Origin of the sequence: Ramlibacter sp. (assembly GCF_035554825.1) — a bacterium.
Taxonomy (GTDB): domain Bacteria; phylum Pseudomonadota; class Gammaproteobacteria; order Burkholderiales; family Burkholderiaceae_C; genus Ramlibacter.
The window spans coordinates 1-15,179 of the sequence record NZ_DATMHS010000134.1 but is presented as its reverse complement, the minus strand read 5'-3'; the positions used below and the strand labels follow the sequence as shown (position 1 = coordinate 15,179).

The 15,179-nt window shown below is 71.1% G+C and carries 18 protein-coding genes and 1 pseudogene; 7 read left to right on the top strand and 12 right to left on the bottom strand.

All coding sequences use genetic code 11. The features are described 5' to 3' along the window. Positions 1 to 109: 109 nt before the first annotated feature. Genes prpF through VNT59_RS16470 form a run of 6 tightly spaced genes read right to left on the bottom strand, consistent with a single transcriptional unit; the run spans position 110 to position 6,121 of the window. Positions 110 to 1,270: a 2-methylaconitate cis-trans isomerase PrpF gene (prpF, locus tag VNT59_RS16495; protein WP_325500063.1), complete on the bottom strand. Its 1,161-nt coding sequence runs from the start codon at positions 1,268 to 1,270 to the stop codon at positions 110 to 112. A gap of 9 nt (positions 1,271 to 1,279) precedes the next feature. Further along, entirely contained in the window at positions 1,280 to 2,341 is a 1,062-nt protein-coding gene (locus VNT59_RS16490; protein ID WP_325500060.1) for an Ldh family oxidoreductase, read from the bottom strand. Beyond that, positions 2,341 to 3,306, bottom strand: coding sequence for a tripartite tricarboxylate transporter substrate binding protein (locus VNT59_RS16485; protein WP_325500059.1), 966 nt, complete (start codon positions 3,304 to 3,306; stop codon positions 2,341 to 2,343). Before VNT59_RS16485 ends, VNT59_RS16490 begins: the two co-directional genes overlap by 1 nt. A gap of 10 nt (positions 3,307 to 3,316) precedes the next feature. After that, the gene (locus tag VNT59_RS16480; RefSeq protein ID WP_325500057.1) at positions 3,317 to 4,054 is read right to left on the bottom strand and encodes an ABC transporter substrate-binding protein; all 738 of its coding nucleotides are present in this window, start codon (positions 4,052 to 4,054) and stop codon (positions 3,317 to 3,319) included. 4 nt (positions 4,055 to 4,058) lie between these two features. Next, a complete protein-coding gene (locus VNT59_RS16475; protein ID WP_325500055.1) occupies positions 4,059 to 5,105 on the bottom strand; it encodes an Ldh family oxidoreductase in 1,047 nt (348 codons plus the stop codon). A 2-nt stretch (positions 5,106 to 5,107) separates the two neighbouring features. Further along, positions 5,108 to 6,121 (bottom strand): tripartite tricarboxylate transporter substrate binding protein, encoded by a 1,014-nt coding sequence (locus tag VNT59_RS16470; RefSeq protein WP_325500053.1) that lies wholly within the window; start codon positions 6,119 to 6,121, stop codon positions 5,108 to 5,110. A 112-nt stretch (positions 6,122 to 6,233) separates the two neighbouring features. Between VNT59_RS16470 and VNT59_RS16465 the strand changes: the two genes are divergently transcribed. The 4 genes from VNT59_RS16465 to VNT59_RS16450 all read left to right on the top strand — a co-directional run bounded on the left by VNT59_RS16465 (position 6,234) and on the right by VNT59_RS16450 (position 8,567). Beyond that, positions 6,234 to 7,127 (top strand): LysR family transcriptional regulator, encoded by an 894-nt coding sequence (locus tag VNT59_RS16465; RefSeq protein ID WP_325500051.1) that lies wholly within the window; start codon positions 6,234 to 6,236, stop codon positions 7,125 to 7,127. Positions 7,128 to 7,243: 116 nt separating this feature from the next. Beyond that, a complete protein-coding gene (locus VNT59_RS16460; protein WP_325500049.1) occupies positions 7,244 to 7,834 on the top strand; it encodes a DUF2239 family protein in 591 nt (196 codons plus the stop codon). After that, positions 7,831 to 8,190, top strand: coding sequence for a GIY-YIG nuclease family protein (locus VNT59_RS16455; RefSeq protein WP_325500047.1), 360 nt, complete (start codon positions 7,831 to 7,833; stop codon positions 8,188 to 8,190). The genes VNT59_RS16460 and VNT59_RS16455 overlap by 4 nt, the downstream gene beginning before the upstream one ends. After that, positions 8,187 to 8,567 carry a MarR family transcriptional regulator gene (locus VNT59_RS16450; protein WP_325500045.1) on the top strand — a complete coding sequence of 127 codons (381 nt, stop codon included), beginning with the start codon at positions 8,187 to 8,189 and terminating at the stop codon, positions 8,565 to 8,567. Before VNT59_RS16455 ends, VNT59_RS16450 begins: the two co-directional genes overlap by 4 nt. Before the next feature lie 15 nt (positions 8,568 to 8,582). On the opposite strand, the gene VNT59_RS16445 is transcribed toward VNT59_RS16450, so the two are convergent. Then, complete coding sequence (locus tag VNT59_RS16445) at positions 8,583 to 9,155, bottom strand: hypothetical protein (RefSeq protein ID WP_325500043.1); 573 nt, start codon at positions 9,153 to 9,155, stop codon at positions 8,583 to 8,585. A 190-nt stretch (positions 9,156 to 9,345) separates the two neighbouring features. On the opposite strand from VNT59_RS16445, the gene VNT59_RS16440 reads away from it, so the two are divergent. Further along, positions 9,346 to 9,699 carry a hypothetical protein gene (locus VNT59_RS16440; RefSeq protein WP_325500042.1) on the top strand — a complete coding sequence of 118 codons (354 nt, stop codon included), beginning with the start codon at positions 9,346 to 9,348 and terminating at the stop codon, positions 9,697 to 9,699. Positions 9,700 to 9,742: 43 nt separating this feature from the next. Here the strand turns inward: VNT59_RS16440 and VNT59_RS16435 are convergent, their stop codons facing one another. The 4 genes from VNT59_RS16435 to VNT59_RS16420 all read right to left on the bottom strand — a co-directional run bounded on the left by VNT59_RS16435 (position 9,743) and on the right by VNT59_RS16420 (position 12,717). Further along, on the bottom strand, positions 9,743 to 10,354 hold the full coding sequence (locus VNT59_RS16435) for a class I SAM-dependent methyltransferase (protein WP_325500040.1): 612 nt from the start codon (positions 10,352 to 10,354) through the stop codon (positions 9,743 to 9,745). A gap of 114 nt (positions 10,355 to 10,468) precedes the next feature. Further along, on the bottom strand, positions 10,469 to 10,945 hold the full coding sequence (locus VNT59_RS16430) for a VOC family protein (protein ID WP_325500038.1): 477 nt from the start codon (positions 10,943 to 10,945) through the stop codon (positions 10,469 to 10,471). A gap of 159 nt (positions 10,946 to 11,104) precedes the next feature. Continuing rightward, the gene (locus VNT59_RS16425) at positions 11,105 to 11,662 is read right to left on the bottom strand and encodes a GNAT family N-acetyltransferase (protein ID WP_325500036.1); all 558 of its coding nucleotides are present in this window, start codon (positions 11,660 to 11,662) and stop codon (positions 11,105 to 11,107) included. Beyond that, the gene (locus VNT59_RS16420) at positions 11,659 to 12,717 is read right to left on the bottom strand and encodes a hypothetical protein (RefSeq protein WP_325500034.1); all 1,059 of its coding nucleotides are present in this window, start codon (positions 12,715 to 12,717) and stop codon (positions 11,659 to 11,661) included. Before VNT59_RS16420 ends, VNT59_RS16425 begins: the two co-directional genes overlap by 4 nt. A gap of 300 nt (positions 12,718 to 13,017) precedes the next feature. Here VNT59_RS16420 and VNT59_RS16415 point away from each other — a divergent pair, with 300 nt between their 5' ends. Both VNT59_RS16415 and VNT59_RS16410 read left to right on the top strand, forming a co-directional pair. Further along, positions 13,018 to 14,103, top strand: coding sequence for a lipase family protein (locus VNT59_RS16415; RefSeq protein WP_325500032.1), 1,086 nt, complete (start codon positions 13,018 to 13,020; stop codon positions 14,101 to 14,103). Between the two features lie 90 nt (positions 14,104 to 14,193). Continuing rightward, positions 14,194 to 14,757 (top strand): GNAT family N-acetyltransferase, encoded by a 564-nt coding sequence (locus tag VNT59_RS16410; protein WP_325500030.1) that lies wholly within the window; start codon positions 14,194 to 14,196, stop codon positions 14,755 to 14,757. 49 nt (positions 14,758 to 14,806) lie between these two features. Here VNT59_RS16410 and VNT59_RS16405 read toward each other — a convergent pair. Then, positions 14,807 to 15,179: pseudogene (locus VNT59_RS16405) on the bottom strand (hypothetical protein); the annotation flags it as partial.

Genomic DNA, 15,179 nt, shown 5'->3' with positions numbered 1-15,179 from the left:
CGGCGGGACAGCGCCAGCGCGGCGGCGCGCAGCGCGGCAAAACGGGATCTCAGAGGCACGTTTTCTCCTGAAAGGAGCGATTCTCCTCTGTGATTCGGCTGCGACGCAGCTACACCTGCGAAGCGGGCACTCGCACGAACCCCTCCATCAGCCGGCGCGCGCTGCGGCTCATCACGGCCTTGGTCACGCTCCATTCGCCGCCCACCTGCACCGCTTCGGCGCCGACCGCCAGCGTGCCCGACGGATGGCCGAACCGGAGCCGGTTGCGCGGGCCGCCCGGGAAGCGGCGGCTGACCAGCGTCTGCGGGATCGCCGCGGCCACGGCGAGCGCCACCGCGCCGGTGCCGGTCATCGCGTGGTGCAGCGGGCCCATCGAGAAGATGCGCGCCAGCAGGTCGATGTCGGCGGCCGCGATCGCCTTGCCGGAGGACGCGCTGTACGGCGCCGGGTCGGCGACGAAAGCCAGCTTCGGCGTGTGCAGGCGCAACGCGGACGCCTCCTGCGCCGTCGCGGCGAGCCCCATCGCCACCGCGCCGGCGGCGCGGATCGCTTCGGCGCGCTGCAGCAGTGCGGCATCGCCGTTGACCCGGGCCTGCAGCTCGGTGCCGGACAGCCCCAGCGTCGCGGCATCGATGAAGATCGTCGGATTGCCGGCGTTGATCAGCGTTGCCTCGACGGTGCCACCCGCCACGTCCAGGCGGTCGATGCGGCGGCCGGTGGGGAACATGGGACCGCTCTCGCCGTCGTCCCCGCCGCCCGGCGCGAGGAACTCCAGGGCGATCTCCGCGGCCGGAAAGGTGACGCCGTCGAGCTCGAAGCTGCCCTCCTCCAGCACTTCGCCGCCGCGCATCGGCACGTGCGCGACGATGCGCTTGCCGATGTTGGCCTGCCAGATGCGCACGGTCGCCAGGCCCTCGCGCGGTGCATCGACCAGCCCTTCGCTGATGGCGAACGGCCCGACCGCCGAGGTGAGGTTGCCGCAGTTGCCGGACCAGTCCAGCACCGGCTTGTCGATCGCGACGGCGCCGAACAGGTAATCGACGTCGCAATCGGCACGCTGCGACGGCGAGATCACCACCACCTTGCTGGTGCTGGAGGTCGCGCCGCCCATGCCGTCGATCTGCTTGCCGTACGGATCCGGGCTGCCGGTCACGCGCAACAGCAGCCGGTCGCGCGCGGCCGGGTCCTGCGGCAGGTCGCGCCCGTGGAAGAACACGCCCTTGCTGGTGCCGCCGCGCATGTACACGGCCGGAATGCGAAGCTGTCCCATGATGCCTCCTCAGTCGTGCAGCCGGAAGCCCGCCAGGCCGGCCTCGCCCGCGACCCGCCGCAGGTCGGCCAGCGTGTCCTCCGGCAGCAGCAGGCCCTCGCGCCTGTGCCTGGCGTCGTTGCGCGCCTCGATCTCGCCCGGGTAGAACACCTCCTCGTGGCCCGGCGCGACCGGCACCGCCTTCAGCCGCGCGATGTACTCCTCCATGCGCGCGTCGAACTGCGCGCGCGGCTGGAACTTCTCCACGTCGAAGGCGGCGAAGAAGTGGCCCGCGCCGCTGCGGTTGACCGGATCGTAGGGGCCGTGCACGTCGTCGAGAAACGAGCTGCCGGAAAGCACACCCGAGAGCAGGTCGACGATCACGCCGATGGCGTACCCTTTGTGGCCGGCCATCGGCAGGATGAAGCCCTCCAGCGCGGCACGCGGATCGGTGGTGGGAAAGCCGTCGCGGTCGATGGCCCACGTGTCCGGGATCGGCTCGCGCCGCTGCTGCGCGAGGAAGATCTTGCCGCGGGCGACACCGGACACCGCCACGTCCATGATCATCGTCGGATGGCGCCCCGCCGGCGCGGCGATCGACCACGGATTGGTGCCGATCATCTTCTTCATGCCGCCCCAGGGGGCCATGTTGGGGCCGCCGTTGGTGGCGAGCAGCGTGATGCAGCCGGCCTTCGCCCCGATGCCGGTGTAGTACATGCAGGCGCCGAAGTGGTTGGAGTTGCGCACCGACACCACGCCCACGCCGTGCAGCCGGGCGCGCCGCACCGCCTCCTCGACGGCGTGCTTCGCCACCAGCTGGCCGACGCCATCCTCGCCGTCGATCACGGCGATCGCGCCGGCATCGACGACCGTGCGCGGGCCGGTCACCGGGCGCATCGCGCCCGAGCGCAGCCGCGCGTAGTACCAGCCCACCCGCAGCACGCCGTGCGATTGGTGGCCCCACAGGTCGGCCTGCACCAGGGTGTCGGCCGCGAACGCGGCGTCGGCCGCCGGCACCCCGGCGCTGCGGTACACCGCCGCGACGAACTCCCGCAGCCGGTCCGGCGACACGCGCTTGGCTGAGTCGGTCATCAATCGATCTTGAGCTTGTTGTCCTTGACGAACTTCTGCCAGGAGGCCATCTCGTCGCGCACCGTCCTGTCGAACTGCGCCGGCGACATGCTGCGCACCTTGAAGCCGTCCTTGACCAGGCGCGCCGACACCTCCGGATTGGCCAGCGCGCGGCTGACGGATTGGTACAGGCGCTCGACGATCGGCGCCGGCGTGCCGGGCGGCGCGAAGATGCCGAACCAGTTGACCAGGTCGTAGCCGGGCAGCGATTCGGCCACGGTCGGCACGTCGGGCAGGGCGTCGATGCGCTCGGCGCCCGAGACCGCCAGCGGAACCAGCTTGCCGTTCTTGATGTGCTGGATGAAGCCCGGCGCGGTGCCGAACGACATCTGGATCTGTCCGGCCATCAGGTCGCCCTGCGAGTTGCCGCTGCCCTTGTAGTGGACCACCGTCAGCCGGGTGCCGCTCATGCGCTGGAGCTGTTCGGCGGCCAGGTGCGAGAGCTGGCCCGCGCCGGCGGTGCCCACGGTCGCCTTCTCCGGATTGGCCTTCGCATACGCGAGCAGTTCCTTCAGCGTCTTGAACGGCGCCGAGGGATGTGCCACCAGCAGCTGCGGCGCCGAGGCGATCATCGTGACCGGCACCAGCGCGGCGGTGTCGAACGGCAGCTTGAACAGCCAGGGGTTGCTGGTGATCGCGCTGTTGGTCATCAGGATCGTGTAGCCGTCCGGCGCGGCCCGCGCGACCGCGTCGGTCCCGATGATGCTGGACGCGCCAGGCTTGTTGTCCACGATCACCGCGGCGCCCAGATCGGCCGCCATCTTGTCCGCCATGAGCCGGGTGACCACGTCGGAGCCGCCGCCGGGCGCGAACGGAACGACGATCCTGATCGTCCGGTTGGGATAGTCCGCCGCGCTCGCGGCGGGAAGCGCGGCCACCGCGCCGATCGAAAGCGCGAGCTGGGCGAGCAGTCGTTGCACGTTCATGCTGTCTCCTTCAGACCGGTGCCACGGGCGCGACCAGCGCGCCCTCGATGCGATGCCGCTTCATCGCCTCCGCGACGAAACCGCTTCGCTTCATGTCCTCGACGAAGCTCGCCAGGAACGCCGTGGCGTCGGGGCTGCGGCCGCGCGGCGTGCCCATCGCCTGCTCGATCACCATGAAGCGGCCGGGCAGCAGGCGCAGGCCGGGATGGCGGGCCGCGTCGGCTTCGAGCTGCTGGCGCACGCCGGCGGCGACGTCCGCGCCCTGCGCCACGAACTCGGCGACCACGGTGGGCGAGGTGGCGGCGCGCACGATGGTGGCGCGCTTGAGCTCGCGCGTGAGGTACAGGTCGTAGGCGCTGCCCTTGCCGACCATCACCGTCGTGCCCGCGGCATCGACCTGCGCGTTGTCCCACACCGGCGAGGCCTCGCGCACGAGGTAGGCGCCTTCGATCAGGATGTAGGGGCGGGTGAAGGCCAGGCCGGCGCCGCGCAGCGGATCGATCGCGAAGAAGCCGACGTCGGCCTGCTCCTGCGTGACCGCCGCGACGGACTGGCCGGCCGCGTCGAAGACGACCAGTTCCAGCCGGGCGCCGAGCCGCGCCGCGAGTTCGCCGGCCAGATCGACCGAGACGCCGGCCGGCGCGCCGGCGGCATCGCGCCCCGCCAGGATCGGGTTGCCGAGGTTGATGGCGGCGCGCAGCACGCCCGTCGGCGTGAACGCGGCGCGGATGGCGTCGGTGGGTTGCATGGCTTCAGGCGCGCCCAGCGTATTGCTGCAGCAGGCGGTAGGTGGTGGCATCCAGCGTGATCCCCTCGCTGCGCTGGCGGCGCATTTTGGCCAGTTCGATCTCGCCGGGCACGATCACCGGCCGCGCCGCATCGGCGGCCGGGCTGTCGTGCAGGATCGCCGCGAAGTCGCGCATGCGCGCCTCCAGCCAGTCGCTCGAGCCGAGGCGGCGGGTGTCGATCAGGATGAAGAAGTGGCCCAGGTTCTGCGGCTGCTCGGGCGCGTCGGACCATGACTTCACGTGCGTCAGGTAGGCGGCGTCGGACAGCAGGCCCGCGAACAGGTCCACCATCAGCGCCAGCCCGTAGCCCTTGTGGCCGCCGATCGGCAGCAAGAAGCCGTCGAGCGCGGCTCCCGCGTCGGTCGTGGGCCGGCCGGCGCGGTCGGTGGCCCAGGTGTCCGGGATCGACTCGCCGCGCTTGAAGGCGTTGCGGATCTTGGCGCGGGCGACCACGCTCATCGCCATGTCCAGCAGGAACGGATCGCCGCCCGGATGCGGCACGCCGAAGCCGATCGGGCTGTTGCCCAGCCGCGCGTCGCTGCCGCCCCACGGCGCGATGGTGGTGGTGGCGTTGCTGCCGATGATGCTGGCGAAGCCCTCCTCGGCCGCGATCAGCGAATACGGCGAGATCGGGCCGAAGTGGTTGCTGCCGCGCGCCAGCGCGAGGCCGATGCCGCACTGGCGCGCCGCCTCCATCGCGGCTTGCAGCGCATGCATGCCCACCAGCGGGCCGACGCCGTTGGCGCCGTCGACCTTCACCAGCGCCGGCGCGACCTTCTCGACCGTGATGTCCGGCCTGGCGGCGATGCCGCCGACCGTCAGCCGCTCGCCGTAGGATTCGATGCGGCTCAGGCCATGGGTGGCGAGGCCGAAGAGGTCGGCCAGCATGAGGATGCGCGCCACCTGTCGGGCGTCGCCGGCGCGCAGTCCGAGCCCCTGGAAGGCGCGGGCGCCGAGCGCCAGCAGGTCGGCTTCGGACATCGGCGGCACGGTGTCGAGTCTGGCGTTCATGGTCAGTCCACCTTCAGCTTGGCCTTGCGCACGACATCGCCCCAGCGCTCGCGTTCGGCCTTGATGAAGGCCGCGAACTGCGCGCCGTTCAGCGGCGCCGCGACGCTGGCGTCGGCTTTCAGCCGCTCCTGCACCGAAGGCACCTGCAGCGCCTTCTCGGCGGCGTCGTGGAGGCGCGCGATCACCGCCGGCGGGGTTTTCGCCGGCGCGAGCAGGCCGAACCACTGCGAGCTGTCGAACCCGGGGTAGCCCTGCTCCGCGACGGTCGGCACCTCGGGCAGCGCGGCCAGCCGCTGCGCCGAGCCGCTCGCGATGATCCGGATGCGGCCGGTCTTGACGTGCTGCATGAAGCCGGGCGGCCCGGCCGAGGCCGCGTCGATGGTGCCGGCCAGCAGGTCATTGAGCTGCGCGCCGGTCCCCTTGTACGGCACGTGGACGACGTCGATGCCGGTCGCCACCTTGAGCATCTCGAAGGCGAGGTGGCCGGCGCTGCCGTTGCCGGCCGAACCGTAGGACAGCTTGCCCGGCTGCGCCTTGGCCAGCGCGAGGAATTCGGCGAAGCTCTTCGCCGGCACCTTCGCACCGGTGGCGAACACCATCGGCACCTTGGCCAGCAGGCCGATCGGCTCGAAATCCTTGTCGGCGTACGGCAGCTTGTCCAGCATCGCCGGGTTGACGGCCAGCGTGCCCACGTGGCCGAGCACGATGGTGTACCCGTCCGGCGCGGCGCGGGCGGCTTCCTGCATCGCGATGGTGCCGGAGGCGCCGCCCTTGTTGTCGACGATCACCGACTGGCCCAGCGTCTTCGCCATCTCGCCGGCCAGCAGGCGCGCGATCACGTCCGAACTGCCGCCGGGACCGTAGGGCACGACCAGCCGGATGGGCCGCTCGGGCTGCCAGGGCGCGGGCTGCGCCTGCGCGCCGGCGACCAGGCCGGCCGCGCCAGCGGCGCCGAGCAGCGCGCGCAGGGCGCGGCGGCGGGGAAGGGAAATCGGGGAAGGAGTGCTGCGGGGCATGGTCTGCGTTGCCTTTGTTCTGCATCGCCGGCTGCAGGGCGAAGCGCCGATCTTGGCAGCGGGGCATTCGCCGGTAAAGTGCAAAGATCCGAACGATCCTTGCGCGCCACACATGAATTTCGACCTCGCCGATCTGCGCGGCTTCCTCGCCGTCGCGGACCTCGGTTCCTTCCGCGCCGCGGCCGAGAGCCTGCACCTTTCCCAATCGGCGGTGTCGCGCCGGGTCGACAAGCTGGAGGAAGCGCTCGGCGTGGACCTGTTCGTGCGCACCACGCGCCGCGTGGAACTGACCACGATCGGCCGCACCTTCGTGCACAAGGCGCGGGCCGTGATGCACGAGCTGGAGAACGCGTTGCTGGGGATCAGCGACTTCGCCGAACGCATCTCCGGCGAAGTGACGGTCGCCTGCGTGCCGTCGGCGGTCGGCTACTTCCTGCCGTCCGTGATCCGCGAATTCCACCGGCTGCATCCGCGCATCCGCGTGCGCCTGATCGACGAATCGTCGGCCGACATCCTGCTCGCGGTCGCCAACAGCGAGGCGGACCTCGGGCTCACCTACATCGGGACCCAGGAACCCGACATCGAGTTCGAGCCGCTCCTGGACGACCCGTTCGTGCTGGCCTGTCCGCTGGACCACGCGCTCGCCAGGCGGCGCAGGATCACCTGGGCCGAGCTCGCGCACCACGACTACGTCTCGCTCGCGCTCGGCAGCGGCAACCGCTTCCTGCTCGACCAGGCACTCGCGCACGTCGAGCACAAGCCGGAGTGGTTCTGCGAGGTCCGCCACGTGCCCGCCCTGGTGAGCCTGGTCGAGGCAGGGCTGGGCGTCGGCGTCGTGCCGCGGCTGGCGATGCCGCCGCGCGCGCGCCTCGTGAGCGTCCCGCTGGAGGGGCCGACCGTGAGCCGCACCATCGGGATCATCCGGCGCCGTGGACGCCCGTTGCGCGCCGCGCCCGACGTGTTCCGGCAGATCCTGCTGGCGCTGAGGGCGCGAGCGAACGGGTGACGGCGCCCGCCGTTCCGCCGCCGCGAGCTCGCGGCGGCAGCGGACATGGCAAGTCCGCCCCGTTTTTTACCCGGGTCATATTGACGACTGATTTTGACCCGGGTAATATTCATGGCATGGAATCCACCGACCACAGCTACACCGCCTTCGCAGGGCAGCGCCGTCTTGCCTCGGGGGCGCTGGAGGATGTCGCCGCGGCCGCCGCGCGGGCGGGCGATGGCTCCGGCCCCCTGCTTGTCTTCAGTGACCTGACGGGCAGCCCCGCGGAGCTCGATCTGCGCGGCGGCGAGGAGCAGGTGCGCGCGAGGTACCGGCCCGCGCCGGAGAGCCGGTCGGCGCCTCCGCGCGGCCGCGGCCGCCCGCGCCTTGGCGTCGTGGCGCGCGAGGTCACGCTGCTTCCCGAGCAGTGGGAATGGCTCGGGTCGCAACCGGGCGGGGCCTCGGTCGTGCTGCGCAGGCTGGTGCAGGAAGCGCGACGGACGGGGTCGGCGCGAGACCGCATGCGGCGCGCCCAGGAGCGCAGCTACAAGGTCATGGTCGCGATGGCCGGCGACCGGGCCGGTTTCGAGGAGGCGGCGCGCGCCCTGTTCGCGGCCGACCTCGACGCGTTTCGCCGGCACACCGAGCGCTGGCCGGCCGACATCCGCGAGTACCTGCTTCGGCTCGCGGATCCCGGCCATGAAGCCACCATCAGGAGTCCGGAATGAACGCAGCCAGCCACCAGCCGGACAGCGCGCAGCGGCGCAGGCGCGCGCGCCAGGCGCGCGATGCCTTCCCGCCAATGGGGGTCTACGCCGTCCGCGAGCGCGCCGCCGGGCTTGTTCGCGTGGGTTCCAGCCGTGATGTCCACGCGCGCCTGACGCGCATCCAGTTCGAGCTGCGCCTGGGCACGCACCCGGACAAGGAGCTGCAGGCCGCGTGGCGGCACGACCCCGCGCGCTTCTCGTTCGAGGTGCTGGAGCTCGTGCAGCAACGCAGCGACCCCGCCTTCGATTACGCGGAGGAACTGCGGGTGCTGGAGCAGTTGTACCGCGAGGAGCTGGCCGACGGCGGTGTGCGATGAGCCAGGCCGCCCTTGCTGCCTGCCTGGAGCGTGAACATGCGCGCGCGGCGGCCTCGTTCCGGCTCGATGACGAGCTGGGCACGCACCACGGCCTGTCCTGGGCCGACTTCGTGCTGCTTCAGTCGCTGGACGAGGCGGCCGGCGCGATGGCGGAGGCGGCCCTGGCCGCGCGGCTGGGGGTGCTCCGCTCGCACTTGCTGATGCGCGTGCGGCCGCTGGAGAAACTCGGGCTGCTCTCGCGCCGGACCGACGATGCGGCCCGGCGTGTGGTGGCGCTCACCGCCGCCGGCCGCAGGTCGGTTCGGGAAGCGCGCGAGACCGCCGCGGCCGTCTGCGGCCAGCTCGCGAACCTCAAGGCGCAGCGGCAACTGCCCTGAGCTGCGCCTGGGCCCTCAGTTGGAGATGACGAGGGGCGACATGCTTGCCCCAAACCACTGCGCCGGATCAGTGGGGTTCGCTCCGGAACGCACCAGCACCACGAAGACGGAATGGAGTCCGGGCGGATGGCCCCAGGTGAAGAGGTGCTGCGGATCACTCCCCAGCAGCGATGCGCCGGAGAGCGTCGCGGCGGTGATGCCCCGCCCAGCCGGGGACCAGCCTCCCACCAACACCGGCGCATTCGCGGGCCCGGGGATCCACGAGACGACGCTTCCGCCGGGCAGCAACACGCCGAGATACACATCGATTGGCGACAGGTCGCTGCGAGAGACGGTGGCGACGACCTGCAGCGGCCGGCCGATCGTCGTCTTCCAGGAGAAGACCGGCGCTGCAACGAGTGGCGCCATCGCGGCGTCGAACGTCGTGATGGCGATCACCGGCGGGGGGATCGTGCTTCCATGCCCGATCGCCGGCGCGAGGCCGAACGCAAGCACGATCGGTGCGATGCCGACCGTGCGGAGAGAAGACCAGCGGCGGACCAACACGCCGATGATCGACTTCACCGAAATTTCAGACGATGCGTTCATGGCAGCCTCCACGTTGAAGGTCGAAATGGCCCCCGGAGCGCGCGAAAAGGTGCGCTTTCAATCGCCATTTCTTGGCAGAAAGACGCGGCAGCGTCGATCACCCGAATGATCGATGGCGGGGGCGCCCGCCGCTTGGCAGCATGCCGACTCCACCATTTCCGCGCTCCGCGGATGACTCAAGGAGAAACGTATGCGCAGCAACTGCATCCTGTTCGGATGGAATCGACCGATCCCGGGCCGCGAAGCCACCAGCGGCCAGCTGTTCCAGACCTTCGTCGAGTTCCTCACGGTGCAGCAGCGCGCCGGCACCGTCGAATCGTTCGAGGCCGTGTTCCTCGAGCCGCGTGGAAGCGGCTTGAACGGGTTCTTCATCATTCGCGGCGAACCGGACAAGCTGAATGCGATGACCAGCAGCGACCAGTGGGCTCGCCAGCAGACCAAGGCCATCATCAACCTGGAGGACGTCGTCGTCGGCCACGGCGCCACCGGTCCGCTGGTCGGCGAGCGCATGAAGATGTGGCTGGAGGAGATCCCGCGCGCCTGACACAGCGGCGCCGCGGCAGCGAACCGTTCGCGCAGCGCCCCGATCACCCCGCTGAACTGCCGGGCTTGCGGGCGACGACGGTGGCGAAGCACTTGACGGCTCCGTTGGGCGCCGGGAAGTCCTGCTGCTCGAAGTGCAGCAGTTCCCACCCGGCAAAGACGGCCTTGAGTTCATCCCGCCCGAAGAGGCAGTAACCCTGCGGATCGAACATCCCGAGGTAGGTCGTGCCCTCGACCAGCACGTTGACAACGGCGATGCCCGAGGGCCGCACGTGGGCCATCAGGCTCTGCAGCTGCGCGTGCGCGAGCGCGCACTCGAAGAACATCAGCAGTCCGATGCAGACGACGGCGTCGTACTCTTCCCCGATGGCGTGGGTCCGCAGGTCTGCCTGCTCGGCGCGGATCGCCAGCCCATCGGCCCGGGCGACGCCGCGCAGGTGCCCGATGGCCGTCGGGCTCGCGTCGAGGGCGTGCACGCTGCAGCCACGGCGCGCGGCGGCGACCGCCAGATTGCCCAGTCCACAACCGTAGTCGAGCACGCTGTCGCGCAGGTACGGCAAGGCCAGCTGCTCGAAGGGGTTGAGATGCAGGTCTTGTTCGCGCAGCTGCCGCTGGAACTGGTCGTCGAAGAACCGGACGCTTCCACTCGGCTGCATCCGGCTACTGTAGCCGTCACGCGGGCAGGCAATTTGCGTGAGCGCAAAGCACCTTTGCTGCGAGGCTGCAACGGTGCCCTCAGCCGGCGCTGGCGCCGGCCAGGACGACGTCCCTCACCCCCGCCGTGCCGCTTCGATGGCGGCGATGTCGATCTTGCCCATCCGCATCATCGCCTCGAAGGCCCGCTTGGCCGCCGCGCGATCGGGATCGGCGATGGCCTGGGTCAGGGCCCGCGGCGTGATCTGCCAGGACAGGCCCCACCTGTCCTTGCACCAGCCGCATGCGCTTTCCTGGCCGCCGTTGCCGACAATGGCATTCCACAGGCGATCCGTTTCGGCCTGGTCGTCGGTCGCGACCTGGAACGAGAAGGCCTCGCTGGGCCTGAATTCGGGGCCGCCGTTCAGGCCGAGGCAAGGGATGCCGATGACGGTGAACTCGACCGTCAGGACATCGCCTTGCTTGCCGGCGGGATAGTCGGCCGGCGCGCGGTAGATGGCGCCCACGGCGCTGTCCGGAAACGTCGCGGCGTAGAACTGCGCGGCGTCCAACGCGGTGCCGTCGTACCACAGACAGATCGTGTTCTTGTGCATCGCTTCCGTACCTCCAATGCGTGATCAGGTCCGCGCCATCGCGCGCTGAACGCCGGCCCGCTCCGGCAGGCGGTGGTCCAGGCTGGCGGCGCTGCGAAGCAGTCTGCCACGGATCGCGAGCGACCGCTTCCGAGCGATCGTGGGGCCGGGCAGGGTCGGTCAAGGCTCAGTGCCCCGGCCCGGCAAGAGACAGCCGAACAGGAGTTGATCCACATACCGGCCCCCTCTGAACTCGTGTTTCGGCAGTCGACCTTCAGGGCTCATCCCGGCCTTGGCCATCACCGCGGCCGACGCCAGGTTCGACGCGACGCAACGGCCCACGAACCTCGTGATGCCGAGTGAGGCGGCGGCGAAGTCCATGAGCGCGCGAACCGCCTCGGTGCAATAGCCACGGCCCCAGTAGGCCGTTCCGATCCAGAAGCCGACCTCTGCGCGAGCGTGGGTTTCGGACACGCTCAACAGGCTCACGGCCCCGACCAGCCGCCCGCCTTCGCGCTGCGTCACGGCATACACCACTTCCCGGCCGGCCCGATAAGAGGGTCCGTGGCCGTCGATCCACGACTCGGCGAGCCCATCGGGGTACGGGTGCGGCACGAGCGTGCTTTCGGCAATGCGGCTGTCGCCCGCCAGCCGTTGGACCTCGCGCGCGTCTTCGCGCACGAACGGCCGGAGCACCAGGCGCGCCGTCGTGAGCGAGGGTTGCACCGGGGCCGTCATGCGGTGCCGCCGCCGGACCGGGTGCGCGCCGATCCGGCCTGGTGCCGGTTGTGCGTGATGAACCGCAGGCTGCGCTCGCAGCGCAGCTGCGCCAGCACCGGGGCAGGCAGGTCAGCCGCGAACCCGGTCGCGCTCACGGCCGTTGCGGCGAACCCGTACCTGGCCTGCAAGCGCCCCGTCTCGGCCACCCCCTCCACGCCCGGCTGGTAGCCCATCACGTAGGCCGGTGCGTCCGGCAGCAGTTGCGGGTCCACCGCGCCGGCGACCGGCAGCGGTCGCCAGCAGCCATTGACCTGGACGAACTGCACGGAGTCGACCGGCTGAGCGACGGCGACGAACGCCACCTGCGGCACCACGATCGCCGTGCACGCGATCATCGGCGGGTTCCAGGATTTGCCCCAGAGCAGCCGCAGGTCGCCGCCCTGGCGCAGCACCCGCAGCGCGCCGAAGCCGCCGCAGCTGCCGCCCCAGCCGTTGGTGCCGCCCACGACCACTTCGGCGCTGAAGTCCACGGCCGGCGGCGCCGAGGTCGGTCCATTCAATTGCTGCCACAGCGCGGTCCAGTCCTGGGCATTGCGGATCACGTAGGCGCGGCTGGGCAGCGCCATTCCCGAGGATGCCCAGGAACCGTCCAGGCGCCGGGCGATCTCGATGGTCGCGCCTGGCCAGCACGCCTCGGGCAAGGCATCGCACTCGTAGTCCGCGATCGTGCCGACCTGGCGCAGGGTGTTGCCGGCGGCCGGCCCCTGCACGTACACGTTCTGGCGCGCCACCGCGAGGGCATTGCCGGTCGGAGCGTATTCGCGGTAGAAGTAGTCGTAGCCGGGCGAGGCCCTGGTGAAGCCGGTTTCCGACCGCGGAAACAGCGCGGGGTAGGTCGCCTCGGCCCAGTCCAGGAGCATGTCCACGTCCAGCGGCGAGGCGGGAGCGGCGGCCTCCAGCCGCGCCGGGCGCGCCGACGCCGGCTCACCGCCCCCGCCGCAGGCCGACGCCAGCGCCACGGCCAGCAGCAGGACGGTCACCGCCCATCCCGATCGCGACACACCATCGTCCATCGCTTGCTCCTGTGTCAGCGGCGCCACCGCCCTGGCGCACGCGGCTTCAGCATCTCCTGCGGGTCGGCTCCCGTCCATGACCCAGCGCAGGAGTCCTGGAGGTACCCCGCCGTCCCGGACTGTAGCTCGCCCTCCTCCCGATCGGTCGCCCGCGCAGCTTCGGCCGACAGCCGACAGCCGACACCATCCGAGGCGCCCGATCACGCGGCGCGCGAGGCTCGCGGCTGGCGCCGGGCGGCGCTTGTGCTGTCCCAACGGCTGAGCTATAAAGCCGCAAAAAACCAACGGACGGAGACTCGCATGCTCGCACTGGAACGCCTCGCGCTGGTGGTGGCCATCGCTGGAGCGGCCGCAGGATGCACGCATTTTTCGCAGGACCGGCATGAAGTGCTGGTGCGCAATCCGCGCGCCGGCGTCTTCGACGATCCGGTCGAGGCCGATGTGCATGCCAGCGCGCAGTGGCAATACGCCGCGCTCGCGGACTTCGCCTACGAAAAGGCCCGCTTGCGAGCCGCCGAGGATGCCGACCGGACGCTGACGCCGACCGAGGAGAAGCTGCCCGCGAGCTGCGGCCCGGTCGAGCGCCCGCCGGTGCCGCCCGCCTGGCGCCAATGGGACGATTTCCCCAGCCCGCAGCTCGAGCAGGCCATGCGCGAGCGGGGGCTCTACCTGCTGGTGGTCGAACGCGAGACCGCGCCGCGCGAGATCGCGGTGGTGTTCGAAGGGACCAACTTCAAGGAAAAGCAGGACTGGAAGTCGAACTTTCACTGGCTGCTGCGTTTCCTGCCCCACTTCGAGGACCAATACACGTTGACGGCGCGCCGGGTCGCGCGCGAGTTCTTCGAGCGGCTGCGGGGCCAGCCGGGGCGCTACGCCATGAGCCCGCAGGACGAGACGCTGCGCCACCCGGGCGGCGAACCGATCCGCATCGTCACGACGGGGCACTCGCTGGGTGGCGGTCTGGCCCAGCAGTTCGCGTACACCTTCCACCAGGAGCCGGCCACCGGCAAGGGCCCGCATGTTTCGGAGGTCTACGCTTTCGATCCCTCGCCCGTGACCGGATGGTCGACCGCACCGGACCCGCCGCGCTCGCACAACGCCCACGGCCTGGTGATCAAGCGCATCTACGAGCACGGGGAGGTGCTCGCCTACATCCGGCTCTTCACGAGCCGCCTGACGACCAGCCCGGAGCATCCCGCCATCTGGGAGTTTCGCTACAACTTCGACCCGAAGCTGAACATCATCCGGAATCATTCGATGCGCAGCCTCGCCTGCGGCCTGTACCTGGCCGGGCGCCAGCGCGCGCCGCACGGCATCGTGCAGCCGAGCATCAGCGCCACCGGGCCGGCAGCGAGCGCCGATCAAGCCCAGGGGGCCGCGCGGTAGCCGGCCGGCGCCGCCGCTGCTGCTGCCGCCGCCGCCGGATCGGCGCGCAGTGGCCCGCGGCGGCGCACCGGCGCGCTATGCTCGCGCCGCATGAGCACACCGCAAGAGATCACGATCCGCAGCGTCGACCGGTTCGAGGAGCCGGCGTTCACCGAGCTGGTCGACGCGATCCTGCACGATCCTGATCGCCGGGCCGTTGCCGAGCGCTGGTTCGGCGGCGCGACTGCTGCCGCGCCGGCCAGGGCCGGCCTGCACCAGGTGCGGGTCGGCGCGTTCGAGGGCGAGCTGCTGGTCGGCTGGAGCCACGCGTGGCTGCTGCCCGGCGGCGTCCTGCATGTCGGCAATTCGGGCGTGCAGCCGCAGCGCCGCCGGCGCGGCGTCTACACGCGCCTGGTGGCCGCGATCGAGGACGAGGCGCGGGCGCTGGGCTGCCTGCGGGTCGAGTCGCAGCACCGTGCCGGCAACAGCGCGGTGCTCATTGCCAAGCTCAAGGCCGGCTACACGATCGTCGGCACGGAGTTCTCGGCCGAGATGGGCCTGCTGCTGAAGATGTGCAAGCAGCTCGAGCCGCGCCGCGATGCGGTGTTCCGGGCCCGCCTGGGCACCCTCGAGGGCGTGGTCCGGAGCTTCGGGCCGGGGCCGGCCCGGCCCTGAGCAAGCTCGCGCGCGCACGACGCGAAGTTGTGCGGCCCGCGCGGGTTGCCTAGAACTCGCTCCAGTCGCCCGAGGTCTCGCCCGCCATGGCCAGCTGCGGCGCCGGCCGCGGTGCCGGCGCCGGCTGCGCCCTGGCCCCGGCCGTCGGCTTCGCGCCGGCGCCGTGGCCCCGGCTCGCGGGCAGCTGCGGGGCCGGCCGCGCGGCGAGCGCCTGCCCGCCCAGCTTGAACAGGCTCACCGCCTGCACCAGTTCGCCGGCCTGCTCGCGCATCGACTGCGCCGCGGCCGAAGCTTCTTCCACCAGCGCGGCGTTTTGCTGCGTCACCTGGTCCATCTGGGTGATGGCCTGGTTCACCTGCTCGATCCCGCGCGTCTGCTCCTGGCTGGCCGCGGCGATCTCGCCCATGATGTCGGTCACCCGC